This is a genomic window from Paenibacillus sp. P5_B5, from assembly GCF_056400365.1.
In genome coordinates this window covers 21,653-46,054 of the sequence record NZ_JBFULK010000013.1, presented here as the reverse complement: position 1 = coordinate 46,054, position 24,402 = coordinate 21,653, and the positions used below count along the sequence as shown (strand labels likewise).

Genomic DNA, 24,402 nt, shown 5'->3' with positions numbered 1-24,402 from the left:
AATTCGTTCATTTCTTATAGAATAGCCTAGAAAGAATAATTCCAATTGCCCCTAGTCCCATAAATAGTATGGCTCGAATAGCGAGTGATACATCGGGTATGTCGATGAAAATGAGTTTAATTAAGGTGATGAACAAGAAGGAAATACCTGTTAATCGAATGGTTTTACGCTTGAAAATGAAGCCGATCACGATTGCTGCAATCGCATAAAGGGTCCATACGGAAGTCAAAATTAAATGCTGTGAATCGGTCGAAACGGCTTCTGTTAGAACATTCGTTATATAAGTTAAGAAAAATAAGAATAAAATGGAATCGGTCCATAGAAGATACCCTTTATTCGTTTTTACAAAATGGCTAGGGGATAAGCGATGTGAAACTTGATGTAGCAGGATGATGGATAACATCAAAATGAGCCAAGATAATGTTTCCTTAGAGAGAATATCGGTTATGGGTTCGAAGAATGTCATCATAAAACCGATCGCATACAGGATTCCTCCTGTTGTTATCTGAAGTTTACTATTCAGCCATAATCCAAGTGATAACGCGAGTGCTCCTTCGATTAAGATGGCAAGTGAATAGTCCCTAATATCCAATACACTCATTAGCCATAGAAAACAAGCGAACGAAGCTACGGTCATCAAGACGGGCTTCGTTTCTCTATGAACAATAGTTGCCCAGCTAGCTAAGGCTGTGTAAATTAGAGCAGATACCCCAATTAGAATCTGGTAGGTAAGAAGTGCGTTGTCAGCATAAAGAATTGCAAACCACAAAGCTGTCACACTGAAACTAGTTAGCAAAGTAACGGTTTGATTGACCATAAATCGGTTGGACCGAAGAAACAATAAGGTCAGTACGACATGCTGTACGAAGATAGCGATAAGAAAAGGTGCCCGCATCTGGTGTCCATCACTGAATACATAACTCAATAATAAAGTGAAATGTAACATAGCTAAGGACAAGTAATAGGAAATTTTAAATTCATAACGTAAGGAGACGTAAATAATTGCTAGAGAGAAAAGAGCTTCATATCCACAAAACAGCCATAGGTTCGGATTGCTAGATACGACTAGAAAAGGAACTAAATAACCACCGAAAACAGATAGCAGTGTAATGGTCTGCGATCGGTGACGAACACCAAGGGCTACGAAAGAAGCAATCACTAAGATATTCAGAATAAAGGCTAGCATGTAGGGTAAATAGTCATATAGCATATGAGCGGCAAATAAAGTTAACATAAGTACAGATACGGCACCGCCCAATAATACTTGGCCAAGTACAACGCGCTTATGTTTCATTTGACTTTCTCCAAACCAGATCATGAGGCCTGATGCAAGAAGTCCGAGCATGATGCGTACGGGTCTAGTAATAATGCCTGCGGTAACTGCGGCTGAGAATCCCCAAAGTACACCGAGTAATAGGACAAATATGAAAATACGAGGCAACCAAACACGTGCAATTAAGTGCTCCCAATCAATCGGTGGTTCTGGTTCTCGTGGTTCTCTTGGTTCTCGAGGTGGAGATTGTTTGATAGGCAGCTGTGTCCCAATGCCATGAGGTACTTGTTTATTTTGAGTGAGATGATAAATCTCCTGTTCTAAACTCTGAACTTTACTTTCTAAAAGACGTACCCGTTCTTCAAGCTCCAAGCTCTTCACATCCTTAAATTTATTAAATTATGAAAGTATAGCTAGTATTCGACCTATTTCGATTGAAGTCCTGCTTCTAAGTAACATATAAAACTTGTAAAGCTGGTTTTTAAACACTAGTCTTTGAGAGCCTTTTCGGGTATGATTAGTGCACAAAGAAGCACTTTTAGTACCATAAAGGAATGGTGGAGTTTGTGAAACTAGACTTGCGTACAGCATTACAAAGCTCTGTTATGGTTGGAGACGGCGCGATGGGGACATTACTGTATCAACAGGGTTTTCCTGTCGGCATTTCATATGAGGAGTTAAACCTATTGCATCCGGAAGTGATTGCGAGTGTACATAGGCAGTATTATGAAGCAGGAGCAAGAGTTATTGAAACGAATACATTCTCAGCCAATCGGGAGAAGTTGTCGAAGTTCGGCCTTGAAGGTGAAGTAGCTGCGATTAACCGCGCAGGTGTTGAGCTTGCTAGACAGGCAGTAGGCGAAGATGCATATGTAATTGGTGCTATAGGCTCAGTGCGCTCGGCTAAACGTGTGAATATTAGCAGTTCACGTGTGGAGGCAGCGCTAAAAGAACAGATCGAGGCTTTAATTCAGGCAGCTCCAGACGGGCTATTGCTTGAAACCTTCTTTGATCTAAGTGAAATGGAGTTAGCTCTAGGCTTGATTCGTGAACTGAGTGATATTCCTGTTATTTGTCAGTTCGCTACAGAAGGAACAATGACTACACTCGATGGTGTACCGTTGCAGAAAGCATTTGATCGCCTTGCAAAGCTTGGAGCGGATGTGATTGGATTTAACTGCCAGATTGGCCCGAATGGAATTATGCGGACAATCGAGAAGCTAGAAGCGCCTCCTGGTATATCATTCTCAGTTTATCCGAATGCGGGTATGCCGGATTACGTTGATGGTCGTGTTTCTTTCGGAGCGACCCCGGAATACTTCGCAGAATGTGCTCCGCGGTTTGCAGCGTTAGGTGCGCATATCATTGGAGGTTGTTGCGGCACCACACCAGAGCATATCGCTGCGATTGCAAAGGCACTGAACGGCGTAACTACGGATACTGTATCAACTGCACGTGCAGAACAGCGCAAAAGTGCTGCTATAGCTGAGCGTAACAATCAGGGCACTGTTGACCCTGCTGCGGGAGCGGGCATTGCAGAGCCGCCTGCTAAAGCGCCTACGCTGCTGGATTTCGTCAAGGAGCGGCATACGGTGATCGTCGAGCTTGACCCACCGCGAGATTTGGATTCAAGCAAATTCATGCGCGGTGCGAAAGCTCTTCATGAAGCAGGAGTCGATGCGATTACAATGGCAGATAATTCATTAGCTGTGACACGCATGAGTAATATGGCGCTTGGCCAAATGATAAATGGCGAATACGGTGCGCGTCCGCTCATTCATATTGCAGGTCGAGATCGCAACCTAATCGGAACGCAGTCTCATCTAATGGGGTTAAATGCATTAGGTATCGATCACGTACTCGCTGTAACGGGTGATCCTTCCAGATTCGGCGACTTACCAGGTTCAAGCTCGGTCTATGATTTATCTTCCTTTGATATGATTCGTTTAATTAAGCAATTGAATGAAGGCATTGCCTTCTCAGGTAAGCCGCTTAAACGAAAAGCGAACTTCCTTATTGGAGCGGCGCTTAATCCGAACGTGAAATTTCTCGACAAAGCCATTCAAAGAATGGAACGCAAAATTATGCTCGGAGCGGATTACATCATGACCCAGCCAATTTATGATCCGGCACTAATTGAGCAATTATATGAATCTACGAAGCATTTGGACATACCAATCTTCATTGGTATCATGCCACTAGCTTCTGGACGTAATGCAGAGTACTTACATAACGAGGTTCCTGGCATTCTGCTTTCGGATGAAATACGGGGGAGAATGGCTGGACTTGAAGGTGAAGAAGGGCGTAGAGTGGGCGTGGAAATCGCCAAGGAGCTTCTTGATGTGACAATGAAGTACTTTAAAGGGATTTATTTGATCACACCTTTCCTTTTCTATGAAATGAGCATTGAACTAACAAATTATGTATGGGAAAAAGCAGGTGCTTGTACCTCCTAGCAAAATGAATTACAATAATTTAATGGATGTGATGAGATGATTCGAAGCATGACAGGGTTCGGACAAGCTAAAACAACTGTTGCGGACTTTACCGTGTATATGGATGTCAAGTCCGTCAACCATCGCTATAGCGAAGTGAACATCCGGATGCCCAAAGAGTGGATGCCGTTTGAAGAGTCGCTTCGTAAGGCAACAATGGAATATGTGAATCGGGGACGAATTGATGTATTCGTTACGGTAGAACGACAAGTATCCGCAAGCAAAAGGTTTGATATTGATTGGACGCTAGCTGACAGTTATTTACGTTCTGCCAAAGAACTTCAAGATCGTTACGATTTCAAAGATTCTCTAACCTTGCAGAATCTGCTCCAAATGCCAGGACTTATCGTACAGCGCGAAGAGCGGATTGAGCCTGATGCATCGATTGAGCAAGCATTTGTTGCTTGCCTCAAAGAAGCGTTCAGTAGTTTGATCTCCATGCGAAGTCGTGAAGGTGAGTTTCTATCTCGTGATTTAAGTGAACGACTTCATCGGTTACAAATGCTGCATCATGATTTATTACTACAAGCGCCAACTGTGGCTACTGACTATGCAGCTAAGCTGCGTCAGCGGGTTCAAGAGATGACAGGTGGCGGTGCAAGTTATGATGAAGCAAGACTGGCAACAGAGATTGCACTGTTTGCTGACCGCTGCAGTATTGACGAAGAGTTGACACGGCTTGGCAGTCATTATGAACAGTTTGGTGCATTACTGCAAACGCAAGAGCCCATTGGACGCAAGTTGGATTTTCTCATCCAAGAAATGAACAGAGAAGTGAATACGATAGGTTCTAAAGCGAATGATGCCGGGGTGGCCGCCAAAGTTATCGACATGAAGGCTGAACTCGAGAAAATGCGAGAACAAATTCAGAATATCGAGTGAAACATTCTTATGCTTCATGAGAAGGAGGCCTTTATGGCAATTAAATTAATAAACATCGGTTTTGGTAACATTGTTTCAGCTAACCGTATCATTTCAATCGTTTCACCTGAATCTGCGCCAATCAAGCGTATTATTCAAGAAGCGAGAGATAGGCATATGTTAATCGATGCTACGTATGGTAGAAGAACAAGAGCTGTTATCATTACTGATTCTGATCATGTTATTCTCTCCGCTGTACAACCAGAAACTGTAGCACACCGACTTTCCAATAAGGACGATGATAATGACGAATAATACGAATACGTTGGAACGTGAAGAAGGCATACTGATTGTTCTATCTGGTCCATCCGGTGTTGGTAAAGGCACCGTCTGTGCTGCGCTTCGTAAAATGAATTTAGACATCGTTTACTCGGTTTCGGCAACGACGAGAAATCCTCGCCAAGGTGAAGTCGATGGGGTGAATTATTTCTTTAGGCAGCGTGAGCAATTTGAACAGTTAATAGCAAATGATGAAATGCTGGAATGGGCTGAATATGACGGGAATTATTACGGAACACCACGCCGATTTGTGGAAGACACATTGAAAGCCGGTAAGAACGTTATTCTTGAAATTGAAGTTCAGGGTGCACTAAAGGTAAAACAAAAGTTTCCACAGGGCGTCTTTATTTTTCTATTACCGCCGTCACTTGATGAGCTGCACAATCGCATTACGACCCGAGGTACAGAGACAATAGAAAGCATTCGGAATCGGATGTCAGTAGCGACGGATGAAATTCGCTTGCTTGAACATTATGATTACGCAGTCGTGAATGATCAAGTGGAGACAGCTTGTGATAAGATTAAGTCGATTGTTGTTGCGGAACGTTGTAAGAGAGAAAGAATATATACCAAATTAATGCAATGGATAGGTGAGGTGACGTAATGTTATATCCTTCAATTGATAAACTGTTACTCAAAGTGGACTCGAAGTATTCTTTAGTTGTAGCTGCTTCCAAACGTGCTAGATCAATTCGTGATGGAGCAAAATCAGAAATGCGCACACATAAGTCATACAAGCAAGTAGGATTCGCTTTGGAAGAATTGTACGGGGATTATATCAGCTATGAGAAGATTGAACCCAAAGAAGACGCCAAGCTGTAACAACCCTCGTGGTTGTTATTTTTTTTAGTGAATGAATCAATTTCATAACTCAGCAGAGTGGATAACGCTTGAACTTATTCGTATCCGCATATTTACAGTTCGAAGGGGGAGGCTCTACTTGGTGTCAGTGTTGAAAGGAAAAACGATTGTACTCGGTGTAACTGGTGGCATCGCGGTGTTTAAAGCAGCGGGACTTTGTTCTAAGCTCTCGCAAACTGGGGCGAATGTAAGAGTGATTATGACAGAATCAGCTACGAAATTCGTTACACCACTTACATTTCAGGCATTGTCGCGAAATCATGTGATGACAGACACCTTCGATGAGTTTAATCCAGAGGCGATTGCTCATATCGATACAGCAGACCATGCTGATTTATTCTTAATTGCCCCAGCAACGGCGAACATGATTGCTAAGATGGCTGCTGGGATTGCTGATGATATGCTTAGTACGACTCTCCTTGCGACGACTGCGCCAATTATTGTCGCTCCAGCAATGAATGTTCATATGTATGAGCATCCATCCGTTAAGCACAATATGGAGCTTCTTCGTTCGCGCGGTGTTATGTTTCTGGATCCTGGAGAAGGCCAGCTCGCTTGTGGCTATGTCGGCAAAGGACGATTACCAGAACCAGAAGAAATTGTTTCTGTCATTGAGCAGTTCTTTGTTGAACGTGATCATCGCCCTCTAGTGGGCAAGAAGGTGCTTGTGACTGCAGGTGGAACGATTGAGCGAATTGATCCGGTTAGGTATATAACGAATGATTCCTCCGGTAAGATGGGATACGCTCTTGCTGAAGAAGCACATCGCATGGGTGCTGAAGTTGTGCTAATTACAGCTCCGACGAAGCTCGAAATGCCAACCGGAATTAATGTCGTACAAATTCAATCGACTGAGGACATGATGCAAGCTGTGCTTGAGCGATTTGAGGAAGTTGACCTTATTTTTAAGGCAGCTGCAGTTGCAGACTATCGTCCCGCAGTGCAAGCTCAGCAGAAGATGAAGAAAACTGGAGAAGAATTAACTCTTAATCTCGTTAAAAATCCAGATATTCTGCAAACTATTGGTCAGCGCAAAACAACGCAATTCGTAGTTGGCTTTGCTGCCGAAACGAACGATCTGGACAAGCACGCGATGGATAAGCTCATTCGCAAAAATTGCGATTTACTTGTAGCTAATGATGTGACAGAAGCAGGAGCAGGCTTTGGAGTTGACACGAATGTGGTGCGCGTATTTGATCGTAGTGGACTAGTGGAGGCATTGCCATTGCAAAGTAAATCGAAGGTTGCTCGAAGATTGCTTGAAATAGCAATTGATAGAATGACTATTTCATTACATAATGAATCCTCTCGAGCCAAGGGTGAAAATTAATGTTCGCAAAAATCATTGTCGATGTTCCAGCCAAAGGGACGAATCGCGTATTTGATTATTTAATTCCGATCACATTAGCCAGTACAGTTGAGGTTGGTTCACGTGTAGAGGTTCCTTTTGGGGGACGTGTGCTGCAAGGCTATGTTGTGGGATTAACGATGGAGTCGAGCTATGAGATGAGTAAGCTCAAACCAATTACGCGTGTGTTAGACGTTGAACCCCCATTGACGGAGGAGCTTGTGACTCTAGCGCGCTGGATGAGCGATAAGTATTTGTGTCATATAGCATCTGCATTGAACGTAATGCTGCCGGGAGCGCTTAAAGGGAAAGCGGAGCGTTATGTGGTATTGCAGGAGAAAGAGCTACACATGCAATCCAATAGAGCTCTCCTAAATGGGGCAGATTTTTATGATGGTGGACAAGAACCAAATACTGGACGAGAACCAGGTGCAGGACAAGGACCGGATACTGGACAAGAGACGATGCAGTCGATCATGTCTTTTCCGATTCAGCAAGCTATCAAAGACTTTATTCGCAAGAAAGGGAAAGTCACGCTAGTTGAACTTCTGGATGCATTCAAGGAAGATATCGGAACTGTTAAGCAAATGTTTACCTCTGGAGTTATGAGGGAAGTACAGAGCGTCAAGGATCGACTAGCAGTACGCAAAGTACTGACAATCTACCCTAAGATCGCTGCAGAGCAGTTACGAGCAGCTGCAGAACAACTGCCGGCAAATGCTCACAAACAGAAGGAAGTTCTATTGTTCATTGCAGATTATGATGGTCCGATTCGTCTTGCGGAGCTGACAGAGCAACTACCAGGTAGTGCTGGATCAGCTCGATCGCTTGCTACTAAGGGACTCATAGAGGTTCGAGAGGTAGAGTCGTTACGTGACCCATTCGCAGGCCGTGAGTTTCCTCGTACTAGCCCATTAACCTTAACAGACGAGCAGCAAGTCGTATTTGAGGCTATTGATGAATCTGTTAGTAACACACAACATGACGTTTTTCTATTACATGGGGTTACGGGTAGTGGTAAGACAGAAGTGTATTTACAAACGATTCAGCGTTGTCTGGATATGGGACGAGAGGCAATTGTACTTGTTCCCGAAATTTCCTTGACTCCCCAAATGGTTGAGCGGTTCAAAGGACGTTTCGGTGATGCAGTAGCTGTGCTGCATTCGCGTCTATCATTAGGAGAACGTTACGACGAGTGGCGTAAAATCAAACGAGGTCAAGTCAAGGTAGCAATTGGAGCCAGATCAGCAGTATTTGCCCCGTTCGAGCGTGTGGGGCTCATTATAATTGATGAAGAGCATGAATCTTCCTATAAACAAGAAGAAACTCCGAAGTACCACGCACGAGATGTTGCGATTAGACGAGCTGAGTTAAGTAATGCAGTAGTAGTGCTAGGCTCTGCAACCCCATCTTTAGAGACGATTCATGAAACTAATTATGAAGAGCATGGAACAGGGCGATATAAACTACTTACGATGAACAATCGTGCAAGTGGAGGTAGTTTACCTGAAGTACATGTTGTAGACATGCGAGAAGAGCTGAAACAAGGAAATCGTTCGATGTTTAGCAAAGGGTTGTATAAAGCGATCGAAGAGCGGTTACACAAGAAAGAACAGATGATTCTTTTCTTGAACCGTCGTGGTTATGCTACATTCGTGATGTGTCGGACTTGTGGTTATGTAGCTCAGTGCCCACATTGTGATATTTCGCTTACCTATCACCAGAAAGCGCATGCGATGCGTTGCCATTATTGTGGCTATGCAGAACGTGAGCCCAAAGTATGCCCAAGTTGTGATTCGGAGCATATTCGCCATTTTGGCACAGGAACACAACGTGTGGAAGAGGAATTATATAAGTTATTTACTGGAATTCGCGTCATAAGAATGGATGTAGATACAACGACAACCAAAGGCTCACATGAGAAATTGCTAACGGCATTTCGCAATAAACAAGGTGATGTGTTGTTAGGAACTCAAATGGTTGCCAAAGGACTCGATTTCCCTGATGTTACCTTAGTTGGTGTCATTGCTGCAGATACGGTGTTGGGATTGCCTGATTTTAGAGCCGGTGAGCGAACCTTTCAATTGTTAACACAAGTAGCTGGTCGCGCAGGGAGGCATGTGCTGCCGGGCGAGGTATTCGTGCAAACTTATATGCCAGAGCACTATGCGATTCAGGCTGCATCTGAACATGATTATGCGGCATTTGCGCTACAAGAACTTCAAACTAGAAAAGCACGCGGATATCCGCCTTATCATAAAATGATGTTAATTACATTTACTCACGAGCAGGTACCACAGCTAGTACGCACTGCAGGAGCGTTTGCTGTTGAGCTGCGAAGACGTGCTGCAGCCATGCAAGAAGGAGATAGATTAGAATCTAATTCTTTGCACTTTGAAGTGCTTGGACCCGTTGCATCACCAATTCCACGGATCAAAGATAGATATCGATTCCAATGCGTGGTAAAATATCGAGTGGATACGCTAGCTTCACAGCTTGTAATCCAAACTGCTGAGCTGTTTGAGGACCGGTTATCCAAAGAAAAAATAGGATTTTCTGTTGATGTTGATCCGCAATATTTAATGTAAATACAAAATTGCACAACAATATAATAAGAAGTGGGATGGTGTTTGAGGATGGCGATTCGTTTTATTGTTAAAGATCCTGATCCGGTATTAAGAGAACATGCAATTAAGGTTACGAAGTTTACACCTAATCTGCATAAATTGTTAGAAGATATGGCAGAAACTATGTATGACGCTCCGGGTGTAGGCCTTGCAGCACCTCAGGTAGGCGTGCTTAAACGCGTTGTTGTTATGGATTGTGGAGAAGAATTCGGTGGCTTGATCGAGCTTGTTAACCCTGAAATCATCGAAACAAGCGGGGAGCAATTTGGTACAGAGGGCTGCTTAAGTATTCCAGGACTTCAAGGGGATGTGAATCGTCCGATGAACGTCAAAGTGAAAGCCCAAGATCGCAATGGTGCAGAAATTATTGTTGAAGGTACAGATCTTCTAGCTAGATGTATCATGCATGAGGTTGATCATCTGAATGGTGTGCTATTCACGGATATCGCAGCTAAAGTGTATCGTGAGCCAGTCGAAGGAAACGGCGGTCGTGACAAGTGAGAATAATATTTATGGGGACACCTGAATTCGCAGTGCCTGCGCTTCAGGTGTTACTTAATGGGAACTATAATGTTGTAGCTGTCGTAACTCAGCCCGATCGTCCCAAAGGTCGTAAACGGGTGTTATCGCCTACTCCTGTTAAAGAAGAGGCATTGAAGCATAATTTACTCGTATTACAGCCTGAGAAACTTCGCCAGCCAGAATCAGTGGAAGCAATCAGACAACTAGCCCCTGATCTAATCGTTACAGCGGCATATGGTCAAATATTGCCTAAATCAATTCTAGAGATGCCTAAGCTTGGATGTATTAACGTACATGCATCCTTGCTGCCTAAGTATCGTGGTGGAGCGCCGATTCATCATGCTGTCATGCACGGGGAAGAAGTAACGGGTGTGACGATCATGTATATGGATGTCGGTCTTGATACCGGTGATATGATTGCCAAAATCGAAGTGCCAATTGGTGAATGTGATACAACGGGTACCATGTTCACTAAATTAAGTAAAGCTGGTGCAGAGCTATTAGAGAGAACGTTACCTGAACTATTAGCTGGACGAATTGAGGCAGTGCCTCAAAATGATGCTGAAGCTGTATATTCACCGAACATTTCACGCGATGATGAGCGGATTGATTGGTCTAGATCAGCGCACGATATTCATAATCAGGTACGCGGACTTAATCCATTCCCTGGGGCGTTTACTTATTGGAATGGAGATGTATTCAAAATTTGGCGTACTGAGGTAGCAACGAATGTTACTGATTCATCGGCGGCTTCTGGTACGGTAGTTGAAGCAATGGATTCAGGCATTGCGGTACAAACAGGTGACGGACAGCTTGTCCTTACTGAAATTCAGCCAGCAGGTAAGAAGGCAATGGATGTTGCACAATTCATGCGAGGCAGCAGCATGGAGCGGGGGACACAACTGGGTGAATAAAGATAACAGAAAATCGGACAAGGTCCGTAAGCTTACAGCACGTGAAGTTGCTCTTGATGTGCTGACTGCAGTCGAACAGGACAAGGCCTATAGCAATTTACTGTTGAATCAAGCCTTGCAAAAACATCATTTGGAACGAGCGGATGCTGGTCTAGCTACTGAAATCGTATATGGTACAATTCAGCGCTTAAATACAATTGATTACTATCTAGGTACTCTTGTTAGTAAAGGGCTGGGTAAGCTTCAGCCTTGGGTAAGAAGCTTGCTAAGACTTAGCTTCTATCAGCTTCATTACTTAGACCGTGTGCCAGATCACGCGGTAGTGAGCGAAGCTGTGAACATAGCCAAGCGGCGCGGTCATTCCGGAATTTTCGGCATGGTGAATGCCGTCCTGCGGAATGCGATCCGCCGCAAGGATCAGTGGCAGCTTCCACAGGAGCTGCCGCTTGCTGAGCGCATCGCGCTGCAGCACTCCCACCCGATATGGCTGGTGGAGCGTTGGCTTCGTCAGCTCGGCGCTGAACGGACTGAGCGGATTTGCGAAGCGAATAACGTGCCTCCGCACGTCTCGATTCGCACCAATCCGCTGAAGAATAGCCGCGAGGAGCTGCTGCGGCTGCTTGAAGAGAGCGGCCATGTAGACGCCGCTCCTTCGCCTCTCGCTCCAGCGGGCGTGATCGTGAATGGTGGAGGCAACATGGCGCTTACGCCAGGGTATGCCGAAGGCTTATTCACGATCCAGGACGAGAGCTCGATGCTCGTGGCAGAAGCGCTCGCGCCTGCCGCTGGCATGACCGTGCTCGACTGCTGCGCAGCGCCTGGAGGAAAGACAACGCATATCGCTGAATTAATGGGTGATGAAGGCGTCATCAACGCATGCGATATTCACGAGCACAAGAAACAGCTGATAGATGCTGCGGCGACTCGTTTGAATCTAAGTTCAATACGTACAATGGTTGCAGATGCGCGTGAACTCAGTAAAGAATTTGATGCTGAGTCTTTCGATCGCATTCTGCTGGATGCACCTTGCTCAGGTTTTGGTGTGATCCGGCGTAAGCCCGATTTGAAATGGGTGAAGTCCGAAGCCGAAATTAAGGCTATTATCAAGATTCAAAGGGAACTCTTAGAAGAGGTTAACACATTGCTTCGCCCAGGCGGCACACTCATATATAGTACTTGTACGATTGAAAAAGAGGAAAATGAAGGAAACGTGATGAATTTCTTACAGAAGCATCCTGAATTTGAGCTTGCACCGATTGTAATCACAGGTTTGCCAGCGACATTGGCAGAATCAGCGCAAGCGGGTATGCTGCAAATTGATCCAGATGAATTTCATTCCGACGGATTTTTTATCGCTAAGTTACGCAAGAAGTAACCAAGAGAAATAGGAGGATTATTTACCTCTTATTTCACGTCTATCGTTTGTTTATGTTAAAATAGATTGGATTATCAAGATTATTCAGCTAAGAAATCGGGGTTATAGAAGAGTGAAACCTTATGTATATGATTTTACGTTAGAAGATTGGCAAGATTGGATTAAAGAAAATAGTGAGCCAGCGTTCCGAGCAGGGCAAATATTCGATTGGCTGTACATCAAGCGTATTAGTGATTTTGATGAGATGACGAATTTGTCTAAGTCACTGCGCGATAAACTACGTGCGAACTTCGAATTTGTAACACTAACTGAGCTAGCCAAATATGAATCACAGGATGGTACTGTGAAGTTCTTATTTGAGTTATCGGATAAGAATGCCATTGAAACAGTTATTATGAAGCATGCTTATGGTAACTCTGTTTGTGTGACGACTCAGGTAGGCTGTAAGATCGGCTGTACTTTCTGTGCATCTACGCTCGGCGGACTTAAGCGTAATTTAACATCTGGAGAGATCATTGCGCAGATTGTCAAAGCACAGCAATTGCTTGATCCTAAAGATGAACGCGTTTCCTCAATTGTTATCATGGGGATTGGTGAGCCATTTGAGAACTATGATGCATTGATGAAATTCCTGAATGTGATGATACATCCGAAGGGATTGAACATTGGACAACGTCATATTACGGTATCGACATCTGGTATTGTTCCGAATATTTATCGGTTTGCTGATGAGGATACACAAATTAATTTGGCAATTTCTATCCATGCTCCTAATGATGCGCTGCGGTCTAAGCTAATGCCCGTTAATAAGAAGTTCCCATTTGCAGATTTGATTGAAGCTTGTAAATACTACACAGGCAAAACTGGCCGACGTATTACATTCGAATATGCACTGATGGGCGGAGTTAACGATCAAGCTGAGCATGCGGAAGAGCTATCTGAAGTGTTGAAGCAATTACCGATGTGTCACGTAAACTTAATTCCAGTCAACTATGTGCAAGAACGCAAATTCGTTCGTACTTCTCGCGATGATATTTTTAATTTCCAACGTATTCTTGAGAAGAACAAAATCAACGCAACGATACGCAGAGAGCAAGGTAGTGATATTGCGGCAGCTTGTGGACAACTAAGAGCTAAGCATATGGATCAGAAGAAGCGAAGAAGTGATGAGGTGACGACAATTGAGGATGGTAAGTCGAACTGACGTCGGGCGTATTCGGGTGGTTAATGAAGACAGAGCTTATGTGAAGCAGATGTCAAATGGTTATTCACTCGCAATTTTAGCAGACGGAATGGGTGGACATCAAGCAGGGGATGTAGCTGCACAGATGACAATCGACATCATTGGGAAGATAATGCAGACGGTCTCTCCTTCAGCGACAATTGAAGAGCGCAAGAAATTATTATTGTCTGCTGTTCTTTCAGCAAATGAGCAGATTTATCAGATATCATCAGAGCGTGAACAGTATAAAGGAATGGGTACTACCGTGATCGCTGCATTAGCGTCATCATCTGAGATGATTATTGCACATATTGGCGATTCCAGAGCTTATAAGTTAAGTAAACATTCTCTTATTCAGTTAACAGAAGATCATTCATTAGTCAACGAGCTTGTCAAAACAGGACAAATTACGCCAGAGGAAGCGATTCATCATCCGAGGCGTAATGTTGTTGTTCGTGCGCTCGGCACCGATCCGGATGTCGAGACCGATTTAATAGAAGTTGTACTAGAACCGAATGATCTATTCATTCTGTGTTCAGATGGGCTAAGTAATCTCGTTGAAAGTGAAATGATTACCCAGATTATTCAGGAATACCCAGATTTAGAAGCTGCAGCAGAGCAGCTTGTCATTCGTGCTTTGCAAGCTGGTGGAGATGATAATATTACAGTTGTGCTTATGCTACAAACAGAAGCCAGCGCGCAAGAACGAGGTGATGAACTGTGATTGGACAAACGCTAGGTGGCAGATATGAGATCTTGGAGCGTGTCGGCGGTGGAGGTATGGCGCTTGTCTACAAGGGTCAGGATTTACTCTTACACCGTAAGGTTGCTGTTAAGGTATTACGCCAGCAATATGTATATGATGAGGAGTTTATTCGCCGGTTTCGCAGGGAAGCACAATCTGCGGCGTCTTTATCCCATCCTAATGTTGTATCTATATATGATGTTGGTCAAGAAGATGAAATTCATTATATTGTTATGGAGTACATAGAAGGTACGACATTAAACGAATTAATTAAAGAAAGATCACCTTTACAGGTCGAAGAAGCGATTAATATTGCTTCACAGATTTGTGATGCGCTAGATCATGCCCATCATAATGGTATCATTCATAGAGATATTAAACCACACAATATTCTAATTGGTCGTAATGGACGTGTGAAGGTTACGGACTTTGGGATTGCGCGTGCAGCGACCTCTTCATCGATCACACAGACTGGTTCTGTGATTGGCTCTGTGCATTATTTCTCCCCTGAGCATGCTAAGGGTACGCAGGCAGGAGAAATGTCTGATCTGTATTCGCTAGGTATTGTCCTCTTCCAGATGCTTACAGCTAAGCTACCGTTCTCTGGGGAGAGTCCGATTTCGGTTGCTCTTAAGCATTTACAGGAAACTGTGGAATCTCCGCGTGGGATTAATCCACTTATTCCACAAAGTGTGGAGAACATAATTCTCAAATCAATGCGTAAGCGCCCAGAAGAGCGTTATCAATCTGCTAGAGATATGATGAACGATCTAGAAACCTGTTTATCGTCTGAGAGGCGTAATGAGGCCAAGGTTCAGACATGGGCTAAAGAATATCCAGAAGATCTAGATCATCTAGATGATGAGAGTACAAGGGTTATTCCTGCGATCAGATCACGTCAGTATACGAGTCCGACAACTAATAATAATAGTTACAAGGGCCCAGTTTATGAAAATGATGAAGATGATGATATTGAGGATGACTACGTTCCTAAGAAAAAAAGATCATGGATTAAACCAACGATTTGGATTGTCGTTCTATTAGCTGTGCTTGGAGGTATGTTCGGTCTTTATAAGGTCATAGAAAATGTTATGTTTGTTGAAGTTGTGAAAATGCCAAATTTAGAAGGCAAAAAGCAATCTGACGCAGAAGACATACTTCGTGACCTGAAGCTGACGGCGAAGATTGTGGAAGAACCAAGTGATAAAGTGGCGAAGGAAATATTCAAGCAGTATCCTGCTCCTGACATGGAGGTTAAGATTAATAGCGAAGTGACCCTATATGTCAGTGTGGGACCTGAGATGCCAAAAATGCCGAGCCTTAGGGGAATGAACGTTAAGGCTGCTCTCACTAAGTTAGCTGAAATGGGAGTAGATGAAAAGCAAGTTGAGATAGTGCCAGTGAATACGGAAAATGATGCGCCTGATACGGTTATTCAACAGGAACCAGGTTTCGATCAGCCTTTTGATCATAAGACAGAAAAAATTAAGCTTACGGTTTCACAGGGCAAAGAGCTAGTCAAAGTGCCGAAGCTTGAAGGACTGTCTCTATCTGAAGCTAAAGCAAAATTGGCTAAGTACGAGCTTGTATTAGATGAAAAAGTATCAACTGAGAAGAATAATACGGTGCCTAAGGGTAAAATTATTAGCCAATTCCCTTATGAGGCGAATGAAGAAGTGGCTAAGGGAACTAAAATTTCGGTCATCGTATCTGATGGTCCTGAGCTAGCTAATACGAAAGTAAGTATTACACTTACTCCATCAGTAGAGGGTCAAGCGTCTGACTTTAAAGTGTTATTAACGGATGATGTTTCAAATAACAAATCAGTATATAAAAATACGATTGATAAACCGCAAACTATCGATGTGCAGGTTGTCGTATCGCCAAATAAGTCAGCGACAATTGCAATTTATGATAATGGAACCTTAGTGGATACAATAACCAAAAGCTATGAAGAATTAATCAAACAATAGAGTGGCATAAAGCCAAGGGCAGGAGTGAACGCAGAACATGCCGCAGGGATGTATTCTTAAAGCACTGAGTGGTTACTATTATGTATTACCAGATGGTCAGTCGGCATTAGATACGATGCTAATTCAGTGTAGAGCTCGCGGTGTATTCAAGAATAGAGGCATATCTCCCTTAGTTGGGGATAAGGTTACATTTGAGCTTGAACATACAGGTGAAGGGACAGTAACTGAAGTTCATCCTAGGTCCTCAGAATTAATTCGTCCTCCTATTGCGAATGTGGAGCAGGCAATTCTTGTTTTCTCCGTAACGGAACCTGAACTTAATACTTCTTTACTCGATAAATTTCTTGTGCACATTGAGAAAGAAGGGTTGAATTCAGTTATTTGTTTAACGAAATGGGATTTGCTTAAAGATAATATGGATGCTGAGAAGCGGATTGAAGACCTCATTACATTGTATCGAGAAATTGGATACGAGGTTATTGTAACTTCCTCTAAGCGGAGTAAAGGGATCGAAGCCATTCGATCCCATCTCATTAATAAGATGTCTGTATTTGCAGGACAGTCTGGCGTAGGGAAATCCTCACTACTGAATAGCTTGATGGAAGGTCTCGGACTTGAGACGAATGCGATATCTCATCGACTTGGTCGAGGCAAGCATACGACTAGGCATGTTGAGCTAATCACACTTCCAGAAGGCGGATATGTAGCGGATACACCGGGCTTCTCACAGCTTGACTTTATGGAACTTGAGCCAGATGATTTAAGCTCATGCTTCATTGAATTTACCCCATATGCAGACAAATGTAAGTTTAGAGGCTGCATACATTTACATGAACCAAGCTGTAAAGTACAAGAAGCTGTGCAATCAGGTCAAATTGCTAAATCTCGATATGATCATTATTTAACGTTCTTGAATGAAATGAGAGATCGAAAAAGGAGATACTAATGATGCTAAAAATCGCACCTTCGATTCTATCGGCTGACTTTGCTCGTTTAGGTGAAGAAATTAAAGAAGTTGAACAATTCGGCGCGGACTGGATCCATGTTGATGTTATGGATGGCAAGTTTGTACCCAATATTACGATTGGACCACTTGTTGTGGATGCAATCAGACCACATACCAAGCTACCGCTTGATGTACATCTTATGATTGAACAGCCAGAGCGTTATATCGTTGATTTTGCCAAAGCAGGGGCTGATCTGATTACAATTCATGCGGAAGCATGTGTTCACCTTCATCGTACGATACATTTGATTAAAGAGCAGGGTATTAAAGCTGGCGTTGCGCTTAACCCGGCGACACCACTTGAAACACTTCAGCATGTATTAGCCGATGGTCTAGATATGGTGTTAATTATGACCGTTAATCCAGGCTATGGAGGACAGAAGTTCATCCCTGGCATGTTAGCCAAAATTAGTGCACTTCGTGAACAATTGACTTCATTCGGATATGATCACATCGATATTGAAGTTGATGGAGGAATTAATGCTCAGACGGCTAGATTAGTGGCAGAGGCGGGAGCTAATGTACTAGTGGCTGGTAGTGCCCTATTTGGTCAGCAAGACCGTTCTGCAGCGATCAAGGCGATTAGAGGTTAAGATACGTAAAGCGAAGGTTTAGAAGCAGGTTAAGAGCATAACCAAAGCTTACGGGACATATAAATGTTACAGGAGTTTTACCTTAGGAAGCACGCTGATACGAAAATAGCCGCTTTTAACAGAGTATCATTCTAACGTATGGATGGTAGCTCATCGGCTATTTTGGCAATCGGTCAGGTTAGGTATTCAGCTCTCGAATGAAGCCATGAGTAGCGGTAATTTTCTGGAACTATTTACTGTGCGAGCGAATATAATGGGCATAACGATAAGGTTTGCTGGAAGAGTAGCAGACGAACTTGCGAGCCATTTAAAGCTCATGCTTTCGGGGGAAAGGTTTTCTTCGAAAAGCTTTTGGGAGGGGTAAAGATGAAGTTCTATACAGTCAAACTACCAAGATTTTTGGGTGGGTTTGTCAAAGCGATCCTGAATACCTTCAGTAAAAACTAAGATCGATTATGGTACTGTTTGCCGCTGAATCGCATGAATATCATATAAGCCATCTATGACCGAAAAAAAGCACCCATAATAGGTGCTTTTTGTCTTCATACATAGACACATTATACGCGGCTGATTTTGCCGGATTTCAATGCACGTGTGCTTACATAAACACGTTTTGGTTTGCCGTCAACCAGAATGCGTACCTTTTGTACGTTTACGCCCCAAGTGCGTTTGTTCTTGTTGTTGGCGTGCGAAACATGATTTCCTGTTGCAGGTGATTTACCTGTAATAAAGCATTTGCGAGACATGCGTGACACCTCCTTAAGTATACGAATCTGTCTGCTAGGTAAGCTTAAGATTAGCCGAGCAAACAGCTTTTTCTTGCTGTTACAATTGTTAGTGAATGACACTGAATTTATTTCGCGTTATTTAGCAAATTAAATTAAGGATCACATGAAGAAACACTTCCGTCTCCACAATGTACGGAAAATCGTTTCTTACTTAGAGATAAATCCTTGTAAAAACATACTTAAACATAATATCATACTCAAAATACTTACGTCAATGAATCCCATTCTTTTTTGAACGTTTATTTATTATAGGCTTTATAGTACAATGGTGAATAGTCCATGAAAAGGAGTTGGTCATAGTGCCAATGGAAGTTGTAAATGAACTCGGAAAGATTTACATTACAAACGATGTGATTGCCATTCTTGCAGGCTCTGCTGCACTCGATTGTTATGGACTTGTTGGTATGGCATCAAGAAAACAATTTAAAGATGGTATTACTGAACTACTCGGTCGCGAAAATTTAAGTCGCGGTGTCGAAGTTCGTCGTGAGAAGGAACTGACTGAAATCGATCTATATATTATAGTTAGCTATGGTACAAAGATATCTGTAGTTGCAGAGAACGTTCAAGCGAAAGTGAAGTACGTAATGAACGATGTAGTTGGACTTCATGTTGACGAAGTGAATATCTTCGTACAAGGAGTTCGCGTATCCAGTTAATTTAGAAAGGAGAATCAGCAATTGAGTAAGCGCTTAATCTCAATTAATGGAAATGATTTTACTGCGATGGTGATGTCAGCATCTGAACATCTTGGCCGTAATGTTAATAAAGTGAATGGGTTAAACGTATTCCCAGTTCCAGATGGTGATACTGGTACGAATATGAATTTAACTCTGACATCTGGTGTGGAAGAACTAAAGAGGAGGCCTTCAGCTCATATTGGTAAGGCTGCTGAAGCAATGTCCAAAGGTTTACTTATGGGAGCACGAGGAAACTCTGGTGTTATTCTATCACAGCTATTTAGAGGGTTTGCTAAGTCTGTACACGATTATGAAGAAATCAATTGTGTTCAGTTCGCTGCTGCACTTCAGCAAGGTGTTGAGACAGCGTATAAAGCAGTTGTCAAACCTGTAGAAGGAACGGTACTTACCGTATCCAAAGATGCTGCTAAAGCTGCTACATTATTCGCAAGACGTGCGCAAACAATTGATGAATTAATGCAGGAAGTGCTGGACAAGGGTAAACAATCACTTGCACACACACCAGAATTGCTCCCTGTACTTAAGCAGGTTGGGGTTGTTGACGCCGGTGGTCAAGGATTAATTCACGTCTATGAAGGCTTCTATGAGGCGTTGACAGGGCAAAGTTCTCTTTCCTTCAATCATGATGCCGTTATCCCTGAAGCATTAGGTGCTTTCCCAATGGGATCATTTATTAACAATACGGTTAATCCAGGACATGAACCTCAACGTGCTCAAGCCAAAATGTCAACTGAAGATATTGTGTATGGTTATTGCACTGAATTCCTAATTAACATGATTCCTGGTAAAACCAAAGGTCTTGTATTTGATGAGCAGGATTTCCGTGAGCAGTTAAGTAAACACGGGGACTCCCTACTTGTTGTGGCCGATGACGATCTAGTGAAAATTCATATACACGCTGAATATCCGGGTAATGTGATGACAATTGCTCAACAGTACGGTGATCTAAGCCGTATCAAAATTGAGAATATGCGTGATCAGCATACACACATTCTAATGGAAGAAGCGATGGACAATTATAACAAGGAGCATGTGGAAACTGTTCAACAGAAAGATATTGCTTCAAACAAAGTAGCAGATCTTAATGAAGAACGTAAGCCATATGGATTTGTTTCTGTTGCTGCAGGCGAGGGGATTACAGATATATTCTCATCCGTAGGTGTTGATGTCGTGTTATCAGGTGGCCAAACGATGAATCCGAGTACGCAGGATTTTCTCAATGCGATCGATAATATACATGCAGATACAATTTACCTGTTACCTAACAACTCCAACATCATTATGGCTGCGAAGCAAGCTGCTGAATTGACGGAGGACAAACAAATCGTAGTAATTCCAACCAAAACGATTCCACAGGGTTTGGCTGCAATTCTGGCTTTCCAGGATGGTATGGATGCGGATAAGAATACGGAAGCGATGAATCAGTCCATACAACATGTACGATCTGGCCAAGTGACTTACTCGGTACGAGATACGACAATTGATGATATCGCCATTAAGCTTGGTGATTACATGGGTATTCAGGATGGCAAGATTATTTGCTCCGAAGGCACACTAATAAGTGCTACCAAAGGTTTGATTGACCATATGGTTGATGAAGGCAGTGAGATCGTGACAATTCTGACTGGGGAAGAAGCAACTGATGAGGATACTGGCGTTATACTAGCTTATATTAATGAGATGTATCCAGAGGTTGAGGTCGAATTACACGATGGGGGACAACCGGTTTATAGTTACTTATTCTCGGTTGAGTAAGCGGTAATAAGAATGCCATGACCATAAGAGAGGTGAAAGGTTTGAGCAAAATTCGCATTGTTACGGACAGTACAGCAGATATTCCTGCGGAATTAAGAGAAAGACTCGGCATTAAAATGGTTCCACTCAAGGTTTCATTTGGTAGTGAGACTTTTATTGACGGGGTTACACTTACACCGGAGGTTTTCTACGATAAGCTGATCGCATCAAGTGTTTTGCCAATCACGTCGCAGCCTTCACCATTAGAGTTTCAGAAGATATATGAGCAATTGGCTGAGGAAGACGCTGACTCAGAAACGAATACGGAGATTATTTCGATTCATCTAGCATCTGTATTAAGCGGGACGTATCAGTCAGCGGTGTTAGCTAAATCGATGATTGAGGATGACGATAAAGCCCGAGTATCCATAACGCTGGTTGATTCGAAATCTGCATCTTATGGCATCGGTGGGCAAGTAATTGCTGCTGCAGAAGCAGCAGCTGCTGGTAAGAGTAAAGAAGAAATTTTGAAGATTATCGAGAAAACGCGTAAAGAATGCGATATTTATTTTATGGTAGATACTCTTGAATATTTACATAAAGGTGGTCGCCTTGGTAAAGCTTCTGCACTAATAGGCTCTTTGCTTAATATTAAACCGATTCTAACGATTGATGATGAGGGCTATGTCTCTCCGATCGATAAAGTGCGTGGCCAGAAAAAAGCGATGACTCGTATCGTCGAGCTGATGAAAGAAAGCAATTGTGGACGAGCTGTTCATTTAAAATTAGCTCATGTTCGTAATCCAGAGGGTGCTGAGGCGTTGAAGCAACTCATTTCAGCTGATTTTGAAATTGTATCTTGTACAGAATGGTCGATTGGTGCAGTTATTGGAACTTATGTAGGTCCAGGACTTGTTGCTGTCTTTGTATCACCAGCTTAATTGGAATTAGATTGTAGGTGAAATGATGGATTTATTTCGCATTTCGGTTGAACAAATACATGGTGTGGGGGCGGCCAAAAAGGACGATCTCCACGCTTTAGGTATACAATCAGTTGGGCATCTGCTAGAGTATTACCCTTTTCGCTATGAAGATTATTCTCTAAGTGATCTTAGTGGAGTTAAGGACGGCGATAAAATTACCGTTCTAGGTACAATTGTAAGCGAACCTGTCCTTCAAAGATACGGACGGGGAAAATCTAGGCTCAGCTGCAAAGTGGTCATTGACCACTTTTTTGTTACGTCTGTATGGTTTAACCAAGTGTTCTTGAAAGAGAAGCTTGAGCCACAGCTTGAGGTTGTTCTTACAGGGAAGTGGGATGGACGTCGTAAACAAATCACTGTGTCGGAAACCGAGTTTCCTGGTAGACGTTCAGCTGGAACTTCTAAAGTTGGGACACTTCAACCTGTGTATCACGTTAGTGCAGAGATGAGTCAAAAATGGCTGCGCAAAGTAATTGGACAAGCACTTAAACAATACGGTGGCATGATCCAAGAGGTGCTTCCCGAGGAGCTTGTTAATCGGCATGATCTGATGGTGCGGCGGGAGGCGATCGCCGCGATTCATCTACCAGAGCGAATGGACGAAGGCCAGCATGCGCGCAGGCGTATGGTGTACGAGGAGCTGCTGCTATTCCAGCTCAAGATGAACGCTCTGCGGGCGATGAATCGACGTAGAGCAGACGGCTTGGCACAAGGTGTCGATCTACCGGCTGTTCGTGCGTTCGTGCGTGGGCTGCCTTTTGCGCTCACGAAGTCGCAAAAGGATGTCATTGCCGAGATTCTCGAAGATATGCAGGCGCCTTATGCGATGAACCGGTTGCTGCAGGGCGATGTTGGAGCAGGTAAGACTGTCGTAGCCGCAGCGGGACTGTTCGCTACGGTAAAGGCGGGCTTCCAAGGCGCACTGATGGCGCCGACGGAGATTCTAGCGGAGCAGCATCTGCGCTCGCTAGAGAAGCTATTCGAGCCGTGGGGCATAACCGTAGGGTTATTGACCGGCTCGATGACGGAGCGGCAGCGCCGTGATGTGCTCGGCGCGTTGCAGCTGGGCATGGTCGACGTGATCGTCGGCACCCATGCCCTGATTCAAGATGGCGTGTTCTTCCGCCAGCTTGGGCTTGTCGTAACCGATGAGCAGCATCGGTTCGGTGTCGCACAGCGTGCGGTGCTTCGCCGCAAGGGGATGAACCCCGACGTCTTGATGATGACGGCGACGCCGATTCCGAGAACGCTGGCGATTACAGCGTTCGGGGATCTTGATGTATCCACGCTGCGTGAGCTACCTAAGGGGCGTCAGCCAATCAAGACCTATAATGTGAAGCACGATATGCTAGAACGCGTGCTTGGGTTTATTAAACGAGAAGCGGATGCAGGCAGACAATCATATGTGATATGTCCACTTATCGAAGAGTCAGAGAAGCTAGATGTGCAGAATGCAATTGATGTGTTCGTTCAATTGCAGGGGCATTTCCCTGACCTTAGGATCGGACTCCTACACGGGCGCATGTCAGCGGCAGAGAAGGATGAAGCGATGCGCAGCTTCAAGGAAGGCGCCGTGCATGTGCTTGTATCCACGACTGTTGTCGAGGTCGGCGTGGACGTACCTAATGCTACGCTGATGGTCGTCTATGACGCAGATCGCTTCGGCTTATCTCAACTACATCAGCTTCGCGGCCGGGTTGGTCGAGGCGAGCATGCCTCGCACTGCATTCTGATCGCCGACCCCAAAACCGAGGTCGGCAGGCAGAGAATGCGAGCGATGACAGATACGACCGACGGCTTCGAGATCGCACGCCGCGATCTAGAGCTTCGCGGTCCTGGCGACTTCTTCGGTACGAAGCAAAGCGGTCTGCCAGAATTCCGAATCGCCGATTTAATGGCGGACTTCGAAGTGATGGAAGTAGCACGTGATGATGCTTCAGCGCTGGTCTCTTCGTCCGAATTCTGGACGGACATCTCGTATTTATCGCTGCGCGAATATTTACAGCGCGAAGGCGTATTAGAAGGAACTGTATTAGATTAGA

The 24,402-nt window shown here is 43.8% G+C and carries 22 protein-coding genes; 20 read left to right on the top strand and 2 right to left on the bottom strand.

Features of this window, described 5'->3' with window-relative positions; translation table 11 throughout:
* Window positions 1–7 precede the first annotated feature (7 nt).
* Window positions 8–1,645: a DUF2339 domain-containing protein gene (locus AC1DOK_RS16980; protein ID WP_477555491.1), complete on the bottom strand. Its 1,638-nt coding sequence runs from the start codon at window positions 1,643–1,645 to the stop codon at window positions 8–10.
* Window positions 1,646–1,839: 194 nt separating this feature from the next.
* On the opposite strand from AC1DOK_RS16980, the gene AC1DOK_RS16975 reads away from it, so the two are divergent.
* The 16 genes from AC1DOK_RS16975 to spoVM all read left to right on the top strand — a co-directional run bounded on the left by AC1DOK_RS16975 (window position 1,840) and on the right by spoVM (window position 18,601).
* Window positions 1,840–3,729: a bifunctional homocysteine S-methyltransferase/methylenetetrahydrofolate reductase gene (locus AC1DOK_RS16975; RefSeq protein ID WP_477555610.1), complete on the top strand. Its 1,890-nt coding sequence runs from the start codon at window positions 1,840–1,842 to the stop codon at window positions 3,727–3,729.
* A gap of 36 nt (window positions 3,730–3,765) precedes the next feature.
* Window positions 3,766–4,650, top strand: coding sequence for a YicC/YloC family endoribonuclease (locus AC1DOK_RS16970; RefSeq protein WP_477555490.1), 885 nt, complete (start codon window positions 3,766–3,768; stop codon window positions 4,648–4,650).
* Window positions 4,651–4,683: 33 nt separating this feature from the next.
* Window positions 4,684–4,944, top strand: a complete 261-nt coding sequence (gene remA, locus AC1DOK_RS16965; RefSeq protein WP_040948586.1) for an extracellular matrix/biofilm regulator RemA — start codon at window positions 4,684–4,686, stop codon at window positions 4,942–4,944.
* Window positions 4,934–5,572: a guanylate kinase gene (gene gmk, locus AC1DOK_RS16960; RefSeq protein WP_477555489.1), complete on the top strand. Its 639-nt coding sequence runs from the start codon at window positions 4,934–4,936 to the stop codon at window positions 5,570–5,572. The genes remA and gmk overlap by 11 nt, the downstream gene beginning before the upstream one ends.
* Window positions 5,572–5,790, top strand: a complete 219-nt coding sequence (gene rpoZ, locus AC1DOK_RS16955) for a DNA-directed RNA polymerase subunit omega (protein WP_477555488.1) — start codon at window positions 5,572–5,574, stop codon at window positions 5,788–5,790. Before gmk ends, rpoZ begins: the two co-directional genes overlap by 1 nt.
* Before the next feature lie 127 nt (window positions 5,791–5,917).
* A complete protein-coding gene (gene coaBC / locus AC1DOK_RS16950; protein WP_477555609.1) occupies window positions 5,918–7,159 on the top strand; it encodes a bifunctional phosphopantothenoylcysteine decarboxylase/phosphopantothenate--cysteine ligase CoaBC in 1,242 nt (413 codons plus the stop codon).
* A complete protein-coding gene (gene priA / locus AC1DOK_RS16945) occupies window positions 7,159–9,765 on the top strand; it encodes a primosomal protein N' (RefSeq protein WP_477555487.1) in 2,607 nt (868 codons plus the stop codon). The genes coaBC and priA overlap by 1 nt, the downstream gene beginning before the upstream one ends.
* 48 nt (window positions 9,766–9,813) lie before the next feature.
* A complete protein-coding gene (gene def / locus AC1DOK_RS16940; protein WP_477555486.1) occupies window positions 9,814–10,305 on the top strand; it encodes a peptide deformylase in 492 nt (163 codons plus the stop codon).
* Window positions 10,302–11,240, top strand: coding sequence for a methionyl-tRNA formyltransferase (gene fmt, locus AC1DOK_RS16935; protein ID WP_477555485.1), 939 nt, complete (start codon window positions 10,302–10,304; stop codon window positions 11,238–11,240). Before def ends, fmt begins: the two co-directional genes overlap by 4 nt.
* The gene (rsmB, locus tag AC1DOK_RS16930; protein WP_477555484.1) at window positions 11,182–12,615 is read left to right on the top strand and encodes a 16S rRNA (cytosine(967)-C(5))-methyltransferase RsmB; all 1,434 of its coding nucleotides are present in this window, start codon (window positions 11,182–11,184) and stop codon (window positions 12,613–12,615) included. The genes fmt and rsmB overlap by 59 nt, the downstream gene beginning before the upstream one ends.
* Before the next feature lie 112 nt (window positions 12,616–12,727).
* Complete coding sequence (gene rlmN, locus AC1DOK_RS16925) at window positions 12,728–13,819, top strand: dual-specificity RNA methyltransferase RlmN (protein WP_477555483.1); 1,092 nt, start codon at window positions 12,728–12,730, stop codon at window positions 13,817–13,819.
* The gene (locus AC1DOK_RS16920) at window positions 13,803–14,561 is read left to right on the top strand and encodes a Stp1/IreP family PP2C-type Ser/Thr phosphatase (RefSeq protein WP_477555482.1); all 759 of its coding nucleotides are present in this window, start codon (window positions 13,803–13,805) and stop codon (window positions 14,559–14,561) included. The genes rlmN and AC1DOK_RS16920 overlap by 17 nt, the downstream gene beginning before the upstream one ends.
* Window positions 14,558–16,555: a Stk1 family PASTA domain-containing Ser/Thr kinase gene (pknB, locus tag AC1DOK_RS16915; RefSeq protein WP_477555481.1), complete on the top strand. Its 1,998-nt coding sequence runs from the start codon at window positions 14,558–14,560 to the stop codon at window positions 16,553–16,555. The genes AC1DOK_RS16920 and pknB overlap by 4 nt, the downstream gene beginning before the upstream one ends.
* A gap of 37 nt (window positions 16,556–16,592) precedes the next feature.
* Complete coding sequence (gene rsgA / locus AC1DOK_RS16910) at window positions 16,593–17,501, top strand: ribosome small subunit-dependent GTPase A (protein WP_477555480.1); 909 nt, start codon at window positions 16,593–16,595, stop codon at window positions 17,499–17,501.
* Window positions 17,502–17,503: 2 nt separating this feature from the next.
* On the top strand, window positions 17,504–18,154 hold the full coding sequence (gene rpe, locus AC1DOK_RS16905) for a ribulose-phosphate 3-epimerase (protein ID WP_477555479.1): 651 nt from the start codon (window positions 17,504–17,506) through the stop codon (window positions 18,152–18,154).
* A gap of 366 nt (window positions 18,155–18,520) precedes the next feature.
* On the top strand, window positions 18,521–18,601 hold the full coding sequence (spoVM, locus tag AC1DOK_RS16900) for a stage V sporulation protein SpoVM (RefSeq protein WP_477555608.1): 81 nt from the start codon (window positions 18,521–18,523) through the stop codon (window positions 18,599–18,601).
* Window positions 18,602–18,711: 110 nt separating this feature from the next.
* Here the strand turns inward: spoVM and rpmB are convergent, their stop codons facing one another.
* Window positions 18,712–18,900 carry a 50S ribosomal protein L28 gene (gene rpmB, locus AC1DOK_RS16895; protein ID WP_477555478.1) on the bottom strand — a complete coding sequence of 63 codons (189 nt, stop codon included), beginning with the start codon at window positions 18,898–18,900 and terminating at the stop codon, window positions 18,712–18,714.
* Window positions 18,901–19,247: 347 nt separating this feature from the next.
* On the opposite strand from rpmB, the gene AC1DOK_RS16890 reads away from it, so the two are divergent.
* The 4 genes from AC1DOK_RS16890 to recG are packed head-to-tail and all read left to right on the top strand — an operon-like array spanning window position 19,248 to window position 24,401.
* Window positions 19,248–19,601: an Asp23/Gls24 family envelope stress response protein gene (locus AC1DOK_RS16890; protein WP_477555607.1), complete on the top strand. Its 354-nt coding sequence runs from the start codon at window positions 19,248–19,250 to the stop codon at window positions 19,599–19,601.
* A gap of 21 nt (window positions 19,602–19,622) precedes the next feature.
* Window positions 19,623–21,398: a DAK2 domain-containing protein gene (locus tag AC1DOK_RS16885; RefSeq protein WP_477555477.1), complete on the top strand. Its 1,776-nt coding sequence runs from the start codon at window positions 19,623–19,625 to the stop codon at window positions 21,396–21,398.
* A gap of 41 nt (window positions 21,399–21,439) precedes the next feature.
* The gene (locus AC1DOK_RS16880; protein ID WP_477555476.1) at window positions 21,440–22,318 is read left to right on the top strand and encodes a DegV family protein; all 879 of its coding nucleotides are present in this window, start codon (window positions 21,440–21,442) and stop codon (window positions 22,316–22,318) included.
* Window positions 22,319–22,343: 25 nt separating this feature from the next.
* Window positions 22,344–24,401 (top strand): ATP-dependent DNA helicase RecG, encoded by a 2,058-nt coding sequence (gene recG / locus AC1DOK_RS16875; protein WP_477555475.1) that lies wholly within the window; start codon window positions 22,344–22,346, stop codon window positions 24,399–24,401.
* The last annotated feature ends 1 nt before the right edge of the window (window position 24,402 follow it).